Source organism: Paenibacillus sp. 05T425 (genome assembly GCF_056396205.1).
Genome location: NZ_JBFTLA010000015.1, coordinates 1 through 16,007, shown reverse-complemented (window position 1 = coordinate 16,007; position 16,007 = coordinate 1). Strand labels below are relative to the sequence as shown.

General features: G+C 52.5%; 16 protein-coding genes. 4 read left to right on the top strand and 12 right to left on the bottom strand.

Going from position 1 to position 16,007, the window contains the following annotated elements:
- Positions 1 to 58 precede the first annotated feature (58 nt).
- From AC1DF0_RS26595 to AC1DF0_RS26575, 5 genes are all read right to left on the bottom strand, one after another.
- Positions 59 to 1,447 carry an ATP-binding protein gene (locus tag AC1DF0_RS26595; RefSeq protein WP_477576305.1) on the bottom strand — a complete coding sequence of 463 codons (1,389 nt, stop codon included), beginning with the start codon at positions 1,445 to 1,447 and terminating at the stop codon, positions 59 to 61.
- Positions 1,444 to 2,142, bottom strand: a complete 699-nt coding sequence (locus AC1DF0_RS26590) for a response regulator transcription factor (RefSeq protein WP_442051192.1) — start codon at positions 2,140 to 2,142, stop codon at positions 1,444 to 1,446. The genes AC1DF0_RS26595 and AC1DF0_RS26590 overlap by 4 nt, the downstream gene beginning before the upstream one ends.
- Positions 2,143 to 2,285: 143 nt before the next feature.
- On the bottom strand, positions 2,286 to 2,711 hold the full coding sequence (locus tag AC1DF0_RS26585; protein ID WP_442051191.1) for a CoA-binding protein: 426 nt from the start codon (positions 2,709 to 2,711) through the stop codon (positions 2,286 to 2,288).
- A 63-nt stretch (positions 2,712 to 2,774) separates the two neighbouring features.
- Positions 2,775 to 4,070 carry a 3-phosphoshikimate 1-carboxyvinyltransferase gene (gene aroA, locus AC1DF0_RS26580; RefSeq protein ID WP_442051190.1) on the bottom strand — a complete coding sequence of 432 codons (1,296 nt, stop codon included), beginning with the start codon at positions 4,068 to 4,070 and terminating at the stop codon, positions 2,775 to 2,777.
- Positions 4,071 to 4,106: 36 nt separating this feature from the next.
- Positions 4,107 to 4,637: a shikimate kinase gene (locus tag AC1DF0_RS26575; protein WP_442051189.1), complete on the bottom strand. Its 531-nt coding sequence runs from the start codon at positions 4,635 to 4,637 to the stop codon at positions 4,107 to 4,109.
- Positions 4,638 to 4,786: 149 nt separating this feature from the next.
- On the opposite strand from AC1DF0_RS26575, the gene AC1DF0_RS26570 reads away from it, so the two are divergent.
- A complete protein-coding gene (locus tag AC1DF0_RS26570) occupies positions 4,787 to 5,098 on the top strand; it encodes a hypothetical protein (RefSeq protein ID WP_442051188.1) in 312 nt (103 codons plus the stop codon).
- A gap of 25 nt (positions 5,099 to 5,123) precedes the next feature.
- Here AC1DF0_RS26570 and gndA read toward each other — a convergent pair whose 3' ends face one another.
- The 6 genes from gndA to AC1DF0_RS26540 form a co-directional block, all read right to left on the bottom strand.
- Positions 5,124 to 6,536 (bottom strand): NADP-dependent phosphogluconate dehydrogenase, encoded by a 1,413-nt coding sequence (gene gndA, locus AC1DF0_RS26565; protein WP_337098709.1) that lies wholly within the window; start codon positions 6,534 to 6,536, stop codon positions 5,124 to 5,126.
- Positions 6,537 to 6,821: 285 nt separating this feature from the next.
- Entirely contained in the window at positions 6,822 to 7,418 is a 597-nt protein-coding gene (locus AC1DF0_RS26560) for a hypothetical protein (RefSeq protein WP_442051187.1), read from the bottom strand.
- 188 nt (positions 7,419 to 7,606) lie between these two features.
- Entirely contained in the window at positions 7,607 to 9,316 is a 1,710-nt protein-coding gene (locus AC1DF0_RS26555; protein ID WP_477576300.1) for a proline--tRNA ligase, read from the bottom strand.
- Positions 9,317 to 9,683: 367 nt separating this feature from the next.
- On the bottom strand, positions 9,684 to 10,841 hold the full coding sequence (locus tag AC1DF0_RS26550; RefSeq protein WP_442051185.1) for an ABC transporter permease: 1,158 nt from the start codon (positions 10,839 to 10,841) through the stop codon (positions 9,684 to 9,686).
- Entirely contained in the window at positions 10,834 to 12,000 is a 1,167-nt protein-coding gene (locus AC1DF0_RS26545) for an ABC transporter permease (RefSeq protein WP_477576297.1), read from the bottom strand. Before AC1DF0_RS26545 ends, AC1DF0_RS26550 begins: the two co-directional genes overlap by 8 nt.
- A 46-nt stretch (positions 12,001 to 12,046) precedes the next feature.
- The gene (locus AC1DF0_RS26540) at positions 12,047 to 12,991 is read right to left on the bottom strand and encodes an ABC transporter ATP-binding protein (RefSeq protein ID WP_477576295.1); all 945 of its coding nucleotides are present in this window, start codon (positions 12,989 to 12,991) and stop codon (positions 12,047 to 12,049) included.
- 262 nt (positions 12,992 to 13,253) lie between these two features.
- Between AC1DF0_RS26540 and AC1DF0_RS26535 the strand changes: the two genes are divergently transcribed.
- The 3 genes from AC1DF0_RS26535 (at position 13,254) to AC1DF0_RS26525 (ending at position 15,818) form a co-directional block, all read left to right on the top strand.
- The gene (locus tag AC1DF0_RS26535) at positions 13,254 to 14,384 is read left to right on the top strand and encodes a sensor histidine kinase (RefSeq protein WP_477576293.1); all 1,131 of its coding nucleotides are present in this window, start codon (positions 13,254 to 13,256) and stop codon (positions 14,382 to 14,384) included.
- A 74-nt stretch (positions 14,385 to 14,458) separates the two neighbouring features.
- Positions 14,459 to 15,136: a response regulator gene (locus tag AC1DF0_RS26530; RefSeq protein ID WP_442051181.1), complete on the top strand. Its 678-nt coding sequence runs from the start codon at positions 14,459 to 14,461 to the stop codon at positions 15,134 to 15,136.
- 34 nt (positions 15,137 to 15,170) lie between these two features.
- The gene (locus AC1DF0_RS26525; protein WP_442051180.1) at positions 15,171 to 15,818 is read left to right on the top strand and encodes a DUF1054 domain-containing protein; all 648 of its coding nucleotides are present in this window, start codon (positions 15,171 to 15,173) and stop codon (positions 15,816 to 15,818) included.
- Positions 15,819 to 15,900: 82 nt separating this feature from the next.
- Here the strand turns inward: AC1DF0_RS26525 and AC1DF0_RS26520 are convergent, their stop codons facing one another.
- Positions 15,901 to 15,996, bottom strand: a complete 96-nt coding sequence (locus AC1DF0_RS26520) for an IS3 family transposase (RefSeq protein WP_477573710.1) — start codon at positions 15,994 to 15,996, stop codon at positions 15,901 to 15,903.
- Positions 15,997 to 16,007 lie beyond the last annotated feature (11 nt).

Below are 16,007 nucleotides of genomic sequence, written 5' to 3'. Positions count from 1 at the left end.
TCCCTCCAGTCATTCCTATTCCTTTATACCGTCTATTCTAGCTCCCTTTTCTTACAATTTACTGAGAACGACCGCCTGACGCCTCGATAGGAATGACGATTGTTGCCGTCGTGCCAATGCTAGGCACGCTCTCCAGCACAAGCTCGGCGCTAATGGCGTGCGCAAGCTCCCTGCCAAGCGACAAGCCGAGCCCTGCGCCGCCCACCGGCTCCTGATCACGGCTGCGGGCTTTATCGACGCGATAGAAGCGCTCGAATACTTGCTTGAGATCTTCTGCAGGAATCCCGATTCCATGATCCCTCACTCGTATATACCCGGCATTCTGCACGCGTCCCACCTCAAGTTGAATCATCTCGCTGCTGTATTTGCGAGCGTTGTCCAACAAAATGAAAAGAATCTGCTTAAGCATGTCTTGATCCGTGCTAACCGTCACGTCAGCAAGATCCAGCGCTGCCACCCGGACATCGCGCTTATATGCGCTGCGGAAAAACTCGGCGGTCTGCTCGGCGAACGGCAGCAGCTCCAGCGGCTCCCGTTCCACCTTCCACTCCCGCCGGGACGTCGCGAGCAGCAGCAGCTGTTCCGTCATCCCTTTCATTCGCACGGCTTCGGAATGGATCGCTTCAATCGATTCCTCGAACAGCTCCGGCCGATCAAGTCCTCTTCGCTTGAGCAGACTGGCGTAGCTTTCGATAATCGTTAACGGCGTCTTCAGCTCGTGCGAAGCGTTAGACACGAATTGCTCCTGCTTCGCAAAGCTTTCCTCCAGCAGCCCGATCATCTCATTGAACGTTTCTCCCATTTCCACGAGCTCGTCGCGGGAGCGTCCCTGCTGCTTCAGCTTGACGAACTCGCCGCTGCGGGCAATTTGACGCATCGTTCTCGTCATAGCAGAAATAGGACGCATCAGCACCTTGCCTAATACGACGCTGGAAACGAGCACAGGTATCAGCACCGCTGCCGAAACGCTGATCAGCACAAGCCGCAATATCCGCAGGAGCTCCTTAAGCTCCTCGAGACTCGCCGTCGCCTGCACGTTCGCAACCGCCCCATCCCCTCCGATAACCGGAATGGACACGAAGCCGTAGCTTTTGCCCGCGATATTCAATCGATGCTGCTTCTGCTCGCTGGAATATACAGCCGCTTGGCGGCTTAAATCTGTTTCCGAGGCTGAAGTAACGAGCGTTCCGCCGCCGTCCGCCCCTTCAGGCACCCACCTAAGCATGCCGTTAAGCGGCACGTATGCGCGAAGCAGCTCCACTAATGCAGCATTGTGGTCTGCCTGACGTAATGCAGTTGCCGCCTGGCGGGTTTCCGCCGCGAGATTGTTCAGCTCGCGCTCCAGCATCATGGAAGAGAACATGGTGTATACCGTTGCATTGGCAAGCAGCAGCAGCACCGTGAACAATACCGACGAATACAGATGTATTTTGCTTCGCAGCTTCATGTCGCGTCCTTAATGCAATAGCCGATGCCCCGCACCGTATGGATAAGCTCCGTATCATAGCCTTCGTCTATTTTTTTGCGTACATAGCGGATATAAACATCCACGACATTCGTATTGCCCGCATAATCATAACCCCATACCTCGGCGAGCAGCTGATCTCTGCTTAAGACCAGTTTTTTGTTGCGAAGCAAATAGGCTAGCAGGTCGAACTCCCGCTGAGTAAGTGTAATCGACTGCCCGGCCCGCTCCACCTCGCGCGTGCTTTCGTTCAACCGGAGATCGGACGCCGTCATCCACTGGCCGGGCTGCTGGTCCCCCGTGACTTGCCCGGCAGCTTTGCGCAAGGCTGCGCGAATGCGGGCGAGCAGCTCCTCCATCTCGAACGGCTTCGTCATATAATCATTAGCGCCCAGATCAAGACCGGTTACTTTATCCGATAATGCGCTCTTGGCAGTGAGCATAATGACGGGAGTGTTTGCATCCACAGCGCGAATACGCTGCAGCAGGTCAATTCCGCTAATCCCTGGAAGCATCACATCGAGCAAAATGAGGGCGATTCCCCCTGCCTTATATTCTGCCCAGCCCTCCACGCCATCTGGCGCAAGCCTTACCCCGTACCCTTCGCTCTCGAGCTCGATTTGCAGCAAACGGGCGATCCGGCGCTCGTCCTCTACAATCAGTATCGTATCGCTCACTGGCAATTCCCTCCCAGCATTACTATTTTATTTTATAAGCATAGCGGAAAGAGTCGTGCTCGTCTAACCTGCCGGTCCGGTAAGGACACAACAAAAAAGCTTTTTAACCGAAGTGCGGTTAAAAAGCTCTTTGTACCGTATTATTATTTGCCGTCTGGAAGAAGGATGGAATCCTCTACCTTAATGCAACGATCCATAATGACATTCAGGCCGCCTGCTTCTGCAATGGAAGCTGCTTCCTCGCTTGCGATGCCAAGCTGCAGCCACAACGTCTTCGCCCCGATCGCAACGGCTTCTTCAGCCACTGGCGGCGTATGCTCGCTCCGTCTGAAGACGTTCACGATATCGACGGGCACGGGAATCTCTTTAAGACTAGCATAGCTCTTCTGACCGAGAATCGATTCCGCGTTCGGGTTCACCGGAATAATCGTATACCCTTTGGCTTGCATCGCCTCGGATACCATATACGATACACGGTCAGGCTTATCGGACAGCCCGACAACTGCAATTGTTGTACTTCCCTTCAGAATCGACTTGATTTCCTCGCGAGACGGATGTTGATAGGCCATTGCCGCACCTCAATTCATCATATTGAATTGCTGTAAGTTCGAATAACCGAATTCTTGCGCCCTTTACGCTTCAATCCATTCTACGTTCGCGCCAAGCGCCTTCAGATGGTCGAAGTAAATCGGATAAGACTTAGCGACATGATGCGCGTCACGAATGCGGATCGGCTCTTTCGAGCGCAAGCCTACAATCGTAAGCGCCATAATTACGCGATGGTCGTAATGCGCATTAATCTCCACGCCGCCCTCAACGCCTTCGGGACGTCCGTGCACGATAATTTCCGCTTGACGCTCCTCGACGTTCGCTCCTGCTTTACGCAGCTCATTCAAGTAGTCGGTTATGCGGTCGCATTCCTTGTATCTTAAGTTCTCTACATTATAGAAGCGCGATGTGCCTTCTGCGAATACGGCAGCCGCTACCATCGCAAGTACAGCGTCGGTTGCGTGGTCACCATCGAATTCAACGGCCTTCAGCTTGCCGTTGCCCTTCACATGAACGATGCCGTTCTCATGAGTCAGAGGAGTCTCCATCATCTTAAGTACATCCACGACTGCGCGCTCGCCCTGCTTGCTGCGCTCTTCGAGACGATGTACGATCACGTCGGATTCCGTAACCGCAGCAGCAGCCAGAATCGCAGCCGAGCCCGGGTAGTCGCCTTGCACGGAGTACGTCTTCGCCGCATAGCTTTGGTTGCCGGGAACGCGGAAGCGCATGTAGTCCTCGTCGGCATGGATAACGATTCCTGCCTGCTCCAACACTTCCAGCGTCTGGCCTACAACGACTTTCGACTTCAAGTCATGAAGCACTTCAATCTCGCTGTCTTCCTCAAGCAATGGAGTAAGGAATAGCAACGCGCTAAGGAACTGCGAGCTAATATTGCCGGATACTTGAATGTGGCCGCCCTTCGGCTTGCCGCCTTGAATGCGAATCGGCAGCTTGCCTTCGTTATGATCAATCTTAACGCCCATCGAGCTCAGCGATTCGATCAGATCATCGTGCGGACGCTTGCCGAGCGAGTCCGGGTATCGGTTAATAAACGTAACGTCAGGGCATAGCGCCGCGATTGCCATCAAGAAACGAAGCACCGCTCCCGCATTGCCTACATCAAGCTGCTCGGCAGGCTTCGGATTGCGGCCGAAGCCGGTAATGACGATTTTCTCGTCATCCTCTTCCACGATAGCGCCAAGATCGCGGATACAGCGGCGCATCGCATCGCTGTCCTCACTATGCGCGGGATAATAAATCGTGCTTGTTCCTTCAGCAAGCGCGGCTACCAGCAAGTAGCGCGTCGTATAGTTTTTGGAGGAAAGCGCTTGAATTTCCCCTTGTAGCTTTGGAGTAGGTGTCACTAACACGTCCATAGTTCGTATGATCTCCTTTTACTATAATAGTATCCTCTACTGCTGCTTGCCGTTGCCCCAACGTTCCATTATAGCGGCTACAACCTCGTCTGCCGTCAAGCTTGTCGTATCCACGGTGATATGCGCAAAGTCATACGCATGCTTCCGCTGCTCGAGCAGCGTATTCACCCGGCTTGCGGCATCTCCTTGAAGCAGCGGACGAGCGTCGTCCGATTGAACTCTGTCAATAATCTGGGCAGCATCCGCCTTAAGAGCAACGACGAGTCCCGATGCCAGCATCAGGTTGCGATTCGCTTCGCGAAGCACAGCTCCGCCGCCAGTAGCTACAACCGATGAAGCCTCATCTGCCAGTATGCTCGCAAGCACATCCGACTCGATATCCCGGAAGCCTTCTTCCCCGCTCTCGGCGAAGATATCCGAAATCGCTTGTCCTGCTCTGCTTACGATCTGCTCGTCGACATCAACGCGTTCCCATTCTAGGCGGCCGGCGAGCAGTTTGCTGACGGTTGATTTACCCGTCCCCATAAAGCCGACCAAAATCAATTTGTTGCCAAGCTGCCGTTCCATTGTAGCTGATCCACCCTTTATAACCATTGTATCTTCGCACATATTCCACAACATCATATCATTTTTTTTGAATACTAGGGTATAAAAAAGTTGCATATGCCGTATGGATGTTAAAGATGCATAACTTCCGGACAGGAGTGAAGCTAGAGATGAATAGCAAGCTGGATTTACCTCCGCCGCACCGAACCGAATCGCATATCGACCGCATAATGGATCCCGACCATCCGTTATGCCGCTCAGATGTCGTATGGATGCTTCAATATATCAAAAAAAAGGTGGCTGACGAGGATCCCGCCTTAATGGATCTCTCGCAGCCACGCTTGTTACAGAACTTTCATTACTTTGCCGAAGTGGCTATGTCCCTCATTAACCGCAAGCATTACTGCGATCAAGAAGCCGATCGATTACGCGATTGGCTCAGGGAAGCCTCATACGGCATCAACTCGAACAAAGCAAGGTAATCGATCGCAGCGCGGGCGCTGACGATTAGGATTGAATCCAGTTGTAGTGGAACGTGCCTTCTTTGTCGATGCGTTTGAACGTATGCGCTCCGAAGTAGTCGCGTTGCGCTTGCAGCAGGTTAGCTGGCAGACGCTCCGTGCGGTAGCTGTCGAAGTATGCGATCGCGCTTGCGAAAGCCGGTACCGGTACGCCGTTAGCAACTGCGATCGATACAACTTCACGCCATGCGCCTTGGTACGACTCGACGATTTCCTTGAAGTAAGGATCAAGGAGCAGGTTGCGAAGGCCTGGATCAAGATCATATGCGTCCTTGATGTTTTGCAGGAAGCGAGCACGGATGATGCAGCCGCCGCGGAAGATCATTGCGATGTCGCCGTAGCGAAGATCCCAGCCGTACTCTTCGGAAGCAGCGCGCATTTGTGCGAAGCCTTGCGCGTACGAGCAAATTTTGGATGCGAACAATGCTTTGCGAACGGATTCGATGAATGCCGCTCTGTCGCCTTGGAAAGGCTTCTTAGCAGGACCGCTAAGCACTTTGCTTGCTGCAACGCGCTCTTCCTTCATAGCGGACAGGAAGCGTGTGAATACCGATTCCGTAATGATCGACAAAGGTACGCCAAGATCAAGCGAGCTTTGGCTTGTCCATTTGCCAGTACCCTTCTGGCCAGCGGAGTCAAGAATGACGTCTACCATTGGTTTGCCAGTCTCTTCATCGTATCTGGAGAAGATGTCGCGCGTAATCTCGATCAGATAGCTGTCGAGCTCGCCTTTATTCCATTCCGTGAAGATCTCGTGGAGCTCTTCGGCGCTAACGTCAAGAACGTTCTTAAGCAGGTCGTAAGCTTCGCAGATCAGTTGCATATCGCCATACTCGATGCCGTTATGAACCATCTTCACGTAGTGGCCGGCACCGTCTGGTCCGATGTATGTGCAGCATGCGTCTTCGCCGACTTTCGCGGAGATAGCCGTAAGGATTGGCTCTACAAGCTCGTAAGCGGACCTTTGGCCGCCCGGCATGATCGAAGGGCCTTTCAAAGCGCCTTCTTCGCCGCCGGAAACGCCCGTGCCGATGAAGCGGAAGCCTTTGGCTTCAAGGTCTTTGCTGCGGCGAACGGTGTCAGGGAAATAAGCGTTGCCGCCGTCTATAATAATGTCGCCTTGCTCCAGATGCGGAACGAGCGAGTCGATTGTTGCGTCTGTGCCTGCTCCTGCTTGAACCATGATCAGGATTTTGCGCGGTACTTCAAGCGATTGAACGAATTCTTCGATCGTATAAGTAGGAACGAGGTTTTTGCCTGCTGCTTCTTGTACAAGATCGTCTGTTTTCTCGCGGGAACGGTTGAACACCGATACCGTGAAACCTCTGCTCTCGATATTGAGTGCCAAGTTTTTGCCCATTACTGCCAATCCAATTACGCCAATTTGCTGTTTCGACATTTGGTTTCGTCCATCCTTTGTTATTTATTTGTTTTGCAATGACTTTATTCTACTCCTTTTGCTGGCAGAAGAAAACCGTTTGGATGAAAAAAAATTTCTTTTGGTTACTAATAAAATTGACCGCTCGTGAAAGATCCCCTTCTATTTAATCAAAAAATCAAGCGTGACGCGGCTTCCAGGCATTTGTCCTTTGCTTGCCGCACAACAAAAAAACGATCAAACGCTGTGCCTCATCGGAGCAGCATTCAATCGTTTAGCATTTTAGTATGAAAAAAATTTTCATCTCTATAACTCTAATTGCAACATTTCTGTTCGAAGAACAGCCAGCTTCCCCTTCGATGCGTTTGCCGCCTCCTCATTGCCGTCCTGCAGCGCGTCGAACAACATCGACAGCTCGTAATCAAGCTCGTAGCGCAGGACGATTGCTCGCTCTTCCGCTCTCTTCGACTGGAAAGCTTTAATCATTTCCTCTATTGTCACGAAAGGCTTCTTTTGATAAATAATGCGATGTTCCATACCTGACACCTCCACGAGTCGTATAATCTCACCGAACATAATGCTCTCAATGACGATTTGACGATCTTTGATTCGCTTCACTACCGCATGTCCACGCGTGTCATTAATCAGCTTCTCGATCAACTCAGACAACTTTTCGTCCTTAATGATATAATCTCCGACAATTTTATACCGACTCTTCATTCGCTGAAACCGAAGCTTGACGAGCTTGCGGCCGGTGCGGATGGATACGAGAAACTGGCCCTCCGTCTCGCTCCAGTATAAGGAGTACCCTTCCTGAATCAGATCACGGATGAGATTTTGGATTTGCCGGCGGTCAAATCGCAGTTCTAGATTGCAATATTCGACTTCATAGCTCTTGTTCACGGCAATCCCTCCCTTGCTTCATGATAGTTGACGAAATAATCTGATAATTTGTTCTTACCATTATCTTATACTCCATCTTATGTAATGGCAACTTGGATTATTGACTAATTTTATAGAATCGGGCGCCTGTTTGTAAAAAAAAGGGGCAAGTCCGCCTATGTTAAGCGGTTTGTCCCTTATCTGTACAACTATTGACCGGCACTCAGCAACGACGCCATTGTAAGCGCTTCTTCGATCGTCAATTCCTTAGCCGCCGCTTCTGTCCTAAGCTTCGCTTCGATGATGCCGTTCGCCGCCTGCCTGCCGACCGTCAAGCGCAGCGGAATGCCGATCAGATCGGCATCCTTGAACTTAACGCCCGGCCGCTCATCCCGATCGTCGAGCAGCACTTCAATGCCGGCAGCCGTAAGTMGTTCTGCCAGCTGCGAGGCTAGCGCCATCTGAGTGTCATCCTTTGCCGACACAGGCACGATATGGACATGGTACGGCGCGATTGAAGCCGGCCACACAATGCCTTGATCATCGGCATGCTGCTCGATGACAGCCGAGAGCAGCCTCGACACGCCAATGCCGTAACAGCCCATAATAAGAGACTGCGCTTTACCTGAAGCATCGAGGAAAGTGGCTTCCATCGCTTCACTGTATTTCGTCCCCAGCTTGAACACATGTCCGATTTCGATACCTCGATGGAATTGAAGCCGCCCCTCTTCGCAACGGGGACATCGGTCGCCTTCCGCCGCATTGCGGTAATCGCCGCTCGCCTTACTGTTGAAGTGAACGCCCGGCTGTATATTGGCAAGGTGATAGTCCGCTTCGTTAGCACCGACAATGGCTGCAGCCATTTGCGTAACCGCAAAATCAGCAAAGACCGGGATCGCCAGTCCGACTGGTCCCGCAAAGCCTGTAGGCGCGCCTGTTACCCGTTCTGTAGTCTCTTGATCAGCGAGCGCAAGCGAGTCAACGGCCAGTGCCTGCTTCACCTTAATCTCGTTCACCTCGTGATCTCCGCGTACGAGAATGGCTACCGGATTGCCATCCGCTACGAAGATAAGCGTCTTAATGAATACGGATGCGTCATGGCCAAGCGATTCCGTAAGCTGCTCGATTTTTTTGATGCCTGGCGTATGCAGCCTTTTAGGCGCTTCTGGTTCAACTACTGCGGCATCCATATGTGCGATGCCGTACTCCGCCTTCTCCAGATTGGCCGCATAATTGCAGCAGGTACATGAGGCAATCGTATCCTCGCCAATATCGGCGAGAGCCATAAACTCGTGCGTGCCCCCTTCGCCCCCAATGGAGCCCGCATCTGCCTCTACCGCACGGAAGTTGAGACCGCAGCGCGTGAATATGCGGTGATAGGCGTCATACATGGCCATGTAGCTCCGATGAAGCCCTTCCCAATCTGCATCGAATGAATAAGCGTCCTTCATCAAAAACTCTCTGCCTCGCAGCAGCCCGTAGCGCGGACGCTGCTCATCGCGGAATTTGGTCTGAATCTGATAGAGTGTCGCCGGCAATTGGCGATACGAACTGATCTCGCCGCGCAAGAGCGCCGTAATAACCTCTTCATGCGTCGGACCAAGCGCGAATTCCCGATCATGACGATCTCTCAGCCTGACAAGCTCCGGTCCATACACCTCATAACGACCGGATTGCCGCCAAAGCTCCGCGGGCTGCAGCGCCGGCATGAGCACCTCTTGCCCGCCAGCCTTATCCATTTCCTCGCGTACGATTCCCTCCAGCTTCCGCAGTACGCGGCGTCCGAGCGGCAAGTACGTATAGATGCCGGCGGCAAGCTGTCTGACAAGACCGGCTCGCAGCAGCAGTTGATGGCTGACTGCTTCCGCCTCAGCCGGCGCTTCACGTAATGTAGGCATTAGCATTTTACTTTGACGCATGAGAATTCCCCCGATTTTCGTGGATTTTGAGCATAAAAAAAAGAACGCGTTCGTCAGGGACGAATGCGTTCGCGGTACCACCCTAATTCTGACCGCCCAAGAAAACGGCAGTTCTTCATTCAATAACGGAATGTTGACATTCCGGCGATAAGCTCCCATAACGATCGTCTGGCAGCCAACGCAGCTCGCAAGGCAGGGAGCCTATCGGCCATTCGCGGAAGCCTTTCAACCGGCGGGCTTCCTCTCTGTCGCGAACGTTGTTCCGATCAGCATAACCTTGGTCAATGCTATTGTGATATCGTAAGATAAGCTTTTGAATAATTTACAATATTCGCTTGCCACAAGTCAAGACGCTTCCGACTTCAGCCTACAGACTTTGTTTGCTCGGCCTAAGCACCGCCGAACCGAAGGCGATGAGTACGGCCGCGAACAAGACCAGAATGGCTAGCTGCAAGCCGATATCCGCAACGCTACCGCCGCCGCCGAGCCGGTCGATTGCTTGAAGAGCCCATTTCTGCGGCAAAAAGTTCGCCAGCTTCTGCATGAACGTCGGCAGCATCGACAAGGGGAAGAAGCAACCGCTGACCATGCAGCTTGGCATGATGACGAGGTTATTAATTTGCGTAAGTTGCCGGCTGTCTCTGACCAGCCCGGCAATAGCCGACGTAAGACCGACGGCAGCCAGCAAGAAAAACTCAAGCACCAGCAGCATATAGCCGAACGAAACGCCAGGATCGTATTGGAACACAAAGTACGTCAAGCTTAGCACGATAAGAAGCTGCAGCGTACCGACGGCCATGCTGCCCATAAAGTTGCCGAGCGAGATGTCGATCGCTCTGACCGGCGCCGTATACATCCTCGCCATCGTGCGAAGCTCTCTGTCCTCCATGATGAACCCGATGGATTGACTGACTAGCATCATGACGAACATGAGCAGAATACCGACCATAATCGGACTGGACAAAATATTGCCAAGCTTCGTCCCGACATGCTCCGTCGTGACCAGCGGCTTCTCCTGCGCGGCCAATAGTTCCTTGAGGAGCGGCATGATCCCCTCCTTATCGACTCCTACCGTACCCACAACCATCGCGGCGGATGCGGACAGCTTCTTCGTCTCCGCTTCCAGCGTCGTAGCCAGCGAGGCGTTCCAAAGCTGAATATTCATCCGGTACATCACGGCTGGAACGTGATTGCCCTCGAGCAAAGCGGCTGTATAATCCGACGGAATGAATACGGCGGCATCGGCTTTTCCATCAAGCACCTGCTGCTTGATTTCCTCCTCGGTACTCCCTGTCACATCGCGGACATCATACAGCTTTTCGCGCGATAAAGCTTCTTTTACGTAAGCGCCTAGCTCGCCGGCATCCGCATTCGCAACAGCGATAACGGCTTGTTGACCTTGCGCGCCGAGCAGACCCGTCAACACGGATAATATGATAGCCGGAAGCAGCATGTTGAGGAATAACCCCCGTCTTGAGCCCATTGTCCGTCTGATTAACTGCAGAGCAATATGGATACTAGGCATCCTGCTTCACCACCTTAGGCAATCTGATCACGGCAAGTGCGGATAGTGCGACCGCGATAATAGCCAGAATCGTTACCGCTTGGCTATAAGCGGACCAACCTGAACCGTTCATAATCGCCCGGAGCCCCTCATTGGCCCAGTGATTAATCGTCCACTTGGAGACATCTCCGATGATGACGTCAATATCCGCGATCATTCCTCCGCTTACAAAGGTCATGGTGAATGCCACGATACCGAACACCGTTTGCGTTGTCTTGACCGTCTTGGCGAAGGAGGCAATGATAATCGAGATGCCCGCTCCGATAGCCGTTGTGAGCAAGCTGATGAGGAATAGCCAAACGTAATTCGAGCCCCAGTCGACGCCGTATGCGTAAGTCGTGAATACGACGATAATAACAGCCTGCAGCCCCGCAACGAGGAAGGAGCCCGTGATGATGCCGAGAACTAGCCCGGCGAAAGATAGCGGCAGCGTGAACATGCGCTGCAGCGTGCCGTTCTTATGCTGGTTCAACAGCTCGATGGCCGCCAGCATGCCGCCATACAGAAGGAACATAATCAAGTAAGTCGCCGCATAATATTGCATCGCGGATACGGAGTGGAAGATTTGGTTGCTGTCAACGCCAAGCATGCCGACCTTTACGAGCGGTTCGTTTGAATCCGTATCRCCGCCTGCCGCCTGCCCGCTTCCTGCCTCCGGCCCAAGAACGGCTTGCGCAGCCACTTCTCTGTTGACCTCCGCCAAGTAACTGTTGATGACCGATTCCACGGCCAAATTTTTCTCCGCGTACCTTCCCGAATACGTGCGCCACGAGACATTCTCGCCGCTAAGAACACGACTGGAGTAATCAGTCGGAATGACGATGCCATAGTCGGACTCGGATTCCGTCACGGACGGCTGTACGTCTCCTTCTTCCTCCGCGGCAATAAGCCGAACGTAAGGTTTGATGGCATCATTTTCCCAGAAGGCGTCCACGCTCGCCCGCAGCTCTCCCTGATCGCCGTTGTATACGATCACTTTCGCAGGCTTAATCTCCGTATCGAAAGCACTTCCGAGCATATAAATAAGAATAAGCGGCAATACGATCAATATTAAAATCAATGATTTTTTGCGACTGTATTTAAGCAGCTCGTAATAAGCCGTTGTCCACCAAATCCGCATTTATCGTTCCCTCCCAAGCTTGTTAACCGAGCATTCGGCATTTCCGCTAATCGTCCCGCAGCGTGCGACCCGTCATTTGCAGGAACATCGATTCCAAATTCGGCTCGACCCGCGTCAGCTTCCGAAGCGTAATGCCGTGTTTTTGAAGGATGAACAGCAAATCCTGAAGCATCGAAGTCGACTCCTTGACCGTCACCTCTAATGTCGTTCCATTGTTTTGCTCATCGATCTGGCGAACGCCCGGATGCTGCTTCAGCTCTTCCATCGCTTGCCCCAGCTGGCGGTCGATCTCGAAGATCAGCTTCTCGTCTTGGCCAGCCTGCTGCTTCAGCTCCTCCTTCGTTCCGCATGCAATGAGCTTGCCGTTATCCAGTATCCCTACGCGCGAGCAGATCGCTTCAACCTCTTCCATGTAATGACTCGTATAGATAACGGTCGAACCCAGCTTATTAAGCTCGCGCACCGAATCCAAAATATGATTTCTGGACTGCGGGTCGATGCCGACCGTCGGTTCGTCCATTATAATGAGCTTCGGCCGATGCATAATCGCGCAAGCGATGTTCAGCCGCCGCTTCATGCCGCCGGAGAACGTCTTAGGCTGATCGCCCGCCTTCTCCAGCAATCCGACGAATTGCAGCGCCTCCGCCACACGCTCCTTAAGCAGCTTGCCTCTAAGTCCATACAGCTTTCCGAAGAAAGTAACGTTTTCTTTGGCCGTCAGTGTCTCGTAGATCGCAAGCTCCTGCGGCACGAGACCGATTCTTCGCTTGACCTCCAGCGGCTGCTTGCCGATCGAGTAACCGCCGACGGTAATGTCCCCGCTGGTGGCATTCAATAGTCCGGCCAGCATGCTAATTGTCGTGCTTTTGCCCGCTCCGTTCGGACCAAGCAAACCGAACACTTCGCCTTCGCCTATTTCGAGCGACAAATGATTGACCGTCACCTTCGTATCGTATTTTTTGACCACATCTCGAAATGAAACCAAACTCATGTCTGTTCATCCTCTCTCTTGCGCCCTTGTTAACTCTGATTATACGGAAGGAACTGGATGCAGTCAGGTCTCCAAAGTCATGAGTTCGAGGTGACGAAAGTCATTTTTGCCAAAATGATGCATGCCTGCGATACCGGCGACCAGGTTGACTGTCTGTGATATAATGAGAAAACGCCTATCGCAGTATATGGAAGCAGATATGGCTAACGCCGTCAAAAAAGCATAGATTGGGAACAAATTCAGTTTCGGGAGACCATTCCATATGAATGTCATACTGCTCCGAATGCGAAGCTTGCTCATAGCTATACCGGCACTTGTAACCATCATAGATATTGAAGCAAGAACATACGCCCCGTATACCGCATTCGCACTGATCGCCCTCTTAATTAGCAAAGCCGACATCATCATGCCTCGATTAGCAGGACCGATACTGATTGCGGAGCTCGTCTTCTTTAGCTGGTTTTCTTATACGTACGGCGGAATTTTATACCTCCTGCCTTTCGCTACGCTCATTGCGGCATTGCGCAGAGGAGCGACCGTGCGAGAGTGCGCGGCTTGGACGGCCATCGGCTGTGCGGCGCTTACGGTCGGACTGTACGGCAGAGAGCTTGAGTTGATTGTTTCTCTCCTCGTCTTATGGGGAACGGCCGCGGGCATGCTCTTCGTTACGAATGATTTTGAGAAAAAGAGGTTTAAGTTCGAAGAGCTGTATGAAGCGCTCACGATTAGCAATGAGCAATTGGATGCCGCCAAAGACCGTATGAAAGATTACGCCGCCCAAATCGAGCAATACGCCCAGACCGAAGAACGAAATCGAATTGCCAAGGATATCCATGACGATCTCGGGCACCGGCTCATTCGCGTGAAAATGATGTCGGAAGCCGCGCTGCATCTGTTTGACGTCGATACGGATAGAGCCCGCGGCATTCTCGAGCAAATCCGCGATCAATTACAGGACAGCATGGAGCGCATGCGCCGAACCGTGCGCAAGCTCGCTTCGGATAGCGATAGCGAACCGCGTCGTTACGCGCTGGATCGGTTAATGGCCGAATCGGTAGACGGACAAGGCTACGAGGTCCGCTTCGAGGTGCACGGCAATCCGAGGCCGATTTACCCGAGCATGGAGCTTATATTGTTCAAGAACGCGCAAGAAGCGATAACGAACGCGGTTAGGCACGGCGAAGCAACGGTCATTACCGTCGACCTCAGGTTCGAGAGCGACAGCGTGTCCTTGACGGTTGCGAATGACGGCATGCTGCCAAGCGAGCCTGTAGAAGCCGGACTTGGCATACGCGGCATGCGAGAGCGGATCGCCCTCATTGGCGGAAGACTGGAGGTTGCGACCGCGGAGCAATTTGCCATCACAACTATTTTGCCGCTGTTAACGAAGTAGGTTACGTCAATCGGAAGGCGTCGGCGTGATACGGAATTACATATGCGAGCGCCATAAATAAGGAGGTGCATACGATGATCAAGGTTCTTGTCGTCGATGACGATCCGTTCATTCGGGAAAGCATGCAAGTGATTTTGGATCTGGATAAGGAACTTCAAGTCGTCGGCGTTAGTCAAAACGGCAAAGAAGCCGCCGAATTCGCGGCTGTTCACCCTGTTGATGTCGTGTTGATGGATATTCGAATGCCGGTCTGCGACGGCGTGGAAGGCACGAAGCTGCTTCGTGCCTTGCCGAATCCGCCTGCCGTCCTCATTCTGACGACATTCGACGATGACGATTATATTGCGCAGGCCATTCGCAATGGTGCGAACGGCTACCTGCTTAAGAACGTTTCGCCGAGCCTAATTATTAATGGCATTAAGACCGTTCATCAAGGCACGATGCTCATTCATCCCGACATTGCCCGCAAACTGGCTGGCATGCTTGAATCGCCTCGCGGCGGTTCTTCGGCTGAGCCATCCTATCTATTCGATCAAGCGAGCAAAAGCTTAGCCGAGCAAGGCTTGACGGTGGCGGAATGCCAGATTGTCCGTCACGTAGCGGACGGGCAGTCGAACAAGGAAATTGCTTCGTCGCTCTTTCTAAGCGAAGGAACGATTAAGAATTACATTTCCGAAATTCTTAACAAGCTTGAATTGCGGGATCGGACGCAGCTTGCGATCTATTATTTGAAGCTCTTGCAGGGCTTGTAAGTCCATCACAGACATAGAGGAGAGAAATTATATTATGGCAACGAAAACAGCAACAGCCGGACTAGTCGGCTTCACGCAAGAGGATTTTGACGTATTTCAACTGGAAGGCTTGGAGGAACGCATGGCTGGCATTCAAGAGCTTATTCAGCCGAAATTCCAAGCTATCGGCGAACGGCTGGCTGGCGAGCTTGCCGTCCATGCCGGCGACGAAATGTATCTGCATATCGCGAAACACGCCAGACGCACGGTCAATCCTCCGAAGGATACTTGGCTCAGCATCTGCAACAACAAACGCGGATACAAATCTCATCCGCATTTCCAGTTAGGCCTGTTCGATGACCATCTGTTCCTGTGGCTGGCGCTCATCTATGAAGTGCCGAACAAATCGCAGATTGCTACCGCTTATTTGGACAAGCTCGATGACGTCATCGCCTCCGTGCCTGACAACTATATGATCTCTCTTGACCATACGATGAAGGAAGCGACGAGAACCGGAGATATGAGCGCCGAGGATTGGAACAAGGCGCTCGTCCGGTTCCGCGACGTGAAGAAAGCGGAGCTGCTGATCGGCCGCCACATTCCGGCGGATGACATGTTGCTGCGCAGCGGCGATATTTTGCTGAAATTCGCTTCCTCGACGTTCGAGACGCTTATGCCTCTTTACCGCATGTCGCTCGTATAAACGGCTTGTATATACACGAAAGGCCGCCCTGCGCTATTAGTGAACTGCACCCCGTCAAGTAGACAGTACAAAAAATAAAGATCTATGAAGCGGCCTTAGCCCTAAATTCAAGGGGACTGAGGCCGTTTAGTTTTTTCTGCAATCGTTCGTAATTGTAAAAGTGGATGTAATCATCAATATCGTTCTTTA

What these genes read in the sequence shown, in the direction of transcription:
- AC1DF0_RS26530 (WP_442051181.1), top strand. Translation starts at nt 14,459, where the DNA reads ATGATCAAGGTTCTTGTCGTCGATGACGATCCGTTCATTCGGGAAAGC.
- AC1DF0_RS26585 (WP_442051191.1), bottom strand. Translation starts at nt 2,711, where the DNA reads ATGGCCTATCAACATCCGTCTCGCGAGGAAATCAAGTCGATTCTGAAG.
- AC1DF0_RS26575 (WP_442051189.1), bottom strand. Translation starts at nt 4,637, where the DNA reads ATGGAACGGCAGCTTGGCAACAAATTGATTTTGGTCGGCTTTATGGGG.
- AC1DF0_RS26570 (WP_442051188.1), top strand. Translation starts at nt 4,787, where the DNA reads ATGAATAGCAAGCTGGATTTACCTCCGCCGCACCGAACCGAATCGCAT.
- AC1DF0_RS26550 (WP_442051185.1), bottom strand. Translation starts at nt 10,841, where the DNA reads ATGCCTAGTATCCATATTGCTCTGCAGTTAATCAGACGGACAATGGGC.
- aroA (WP_442051190.1), bottom strand. Translation starts at nt 4,070, where the DNA reads ATGGACGTGTTAGTGACACCTACTCCAAAGCTACAAGGGGAAATTCAA.
- AC1DF0_RS26525 (WP_442051180.1), top strand. Translation starts at nt 15,171, where the DNA reads ATGGCAACGAAAACAGCAACAGCCGGACTAGTCGGCTTCACGCAAGAG.
- gndA (WP_337098709.1), bottom strand. Translation starts at nt 6,536, where the DNA reads ATGTCGAAACAGCAAATTGGCGTAATTGGATTGGCAGTAATGGGCAAA.
- AC1DF0_RS26540 (WP_477576295.1), bottom strand. Translation starts at nt 12,991, where the DNA reads ATGAGTTTGGTTTCATTTCGAGATGTGGTCAAAAAATACGATACGAAG.
- AC1DF0_RS26595 (WP_477576305.1), bottom strand. Translation starts at nt 1,447, where the DNA reads ATGAAGCTGCGAAGCAAAATACATCTGTATTCGTCGGTATTGTTCACG.
- AC1DF0_RS26535 (WP_477576293.1), top strand. Translation starts at nt 13,254, where the DNA reads ATGAATGTCATACTGCTCCGAATGCGAAGCTTGCTCATAGCTATACCG.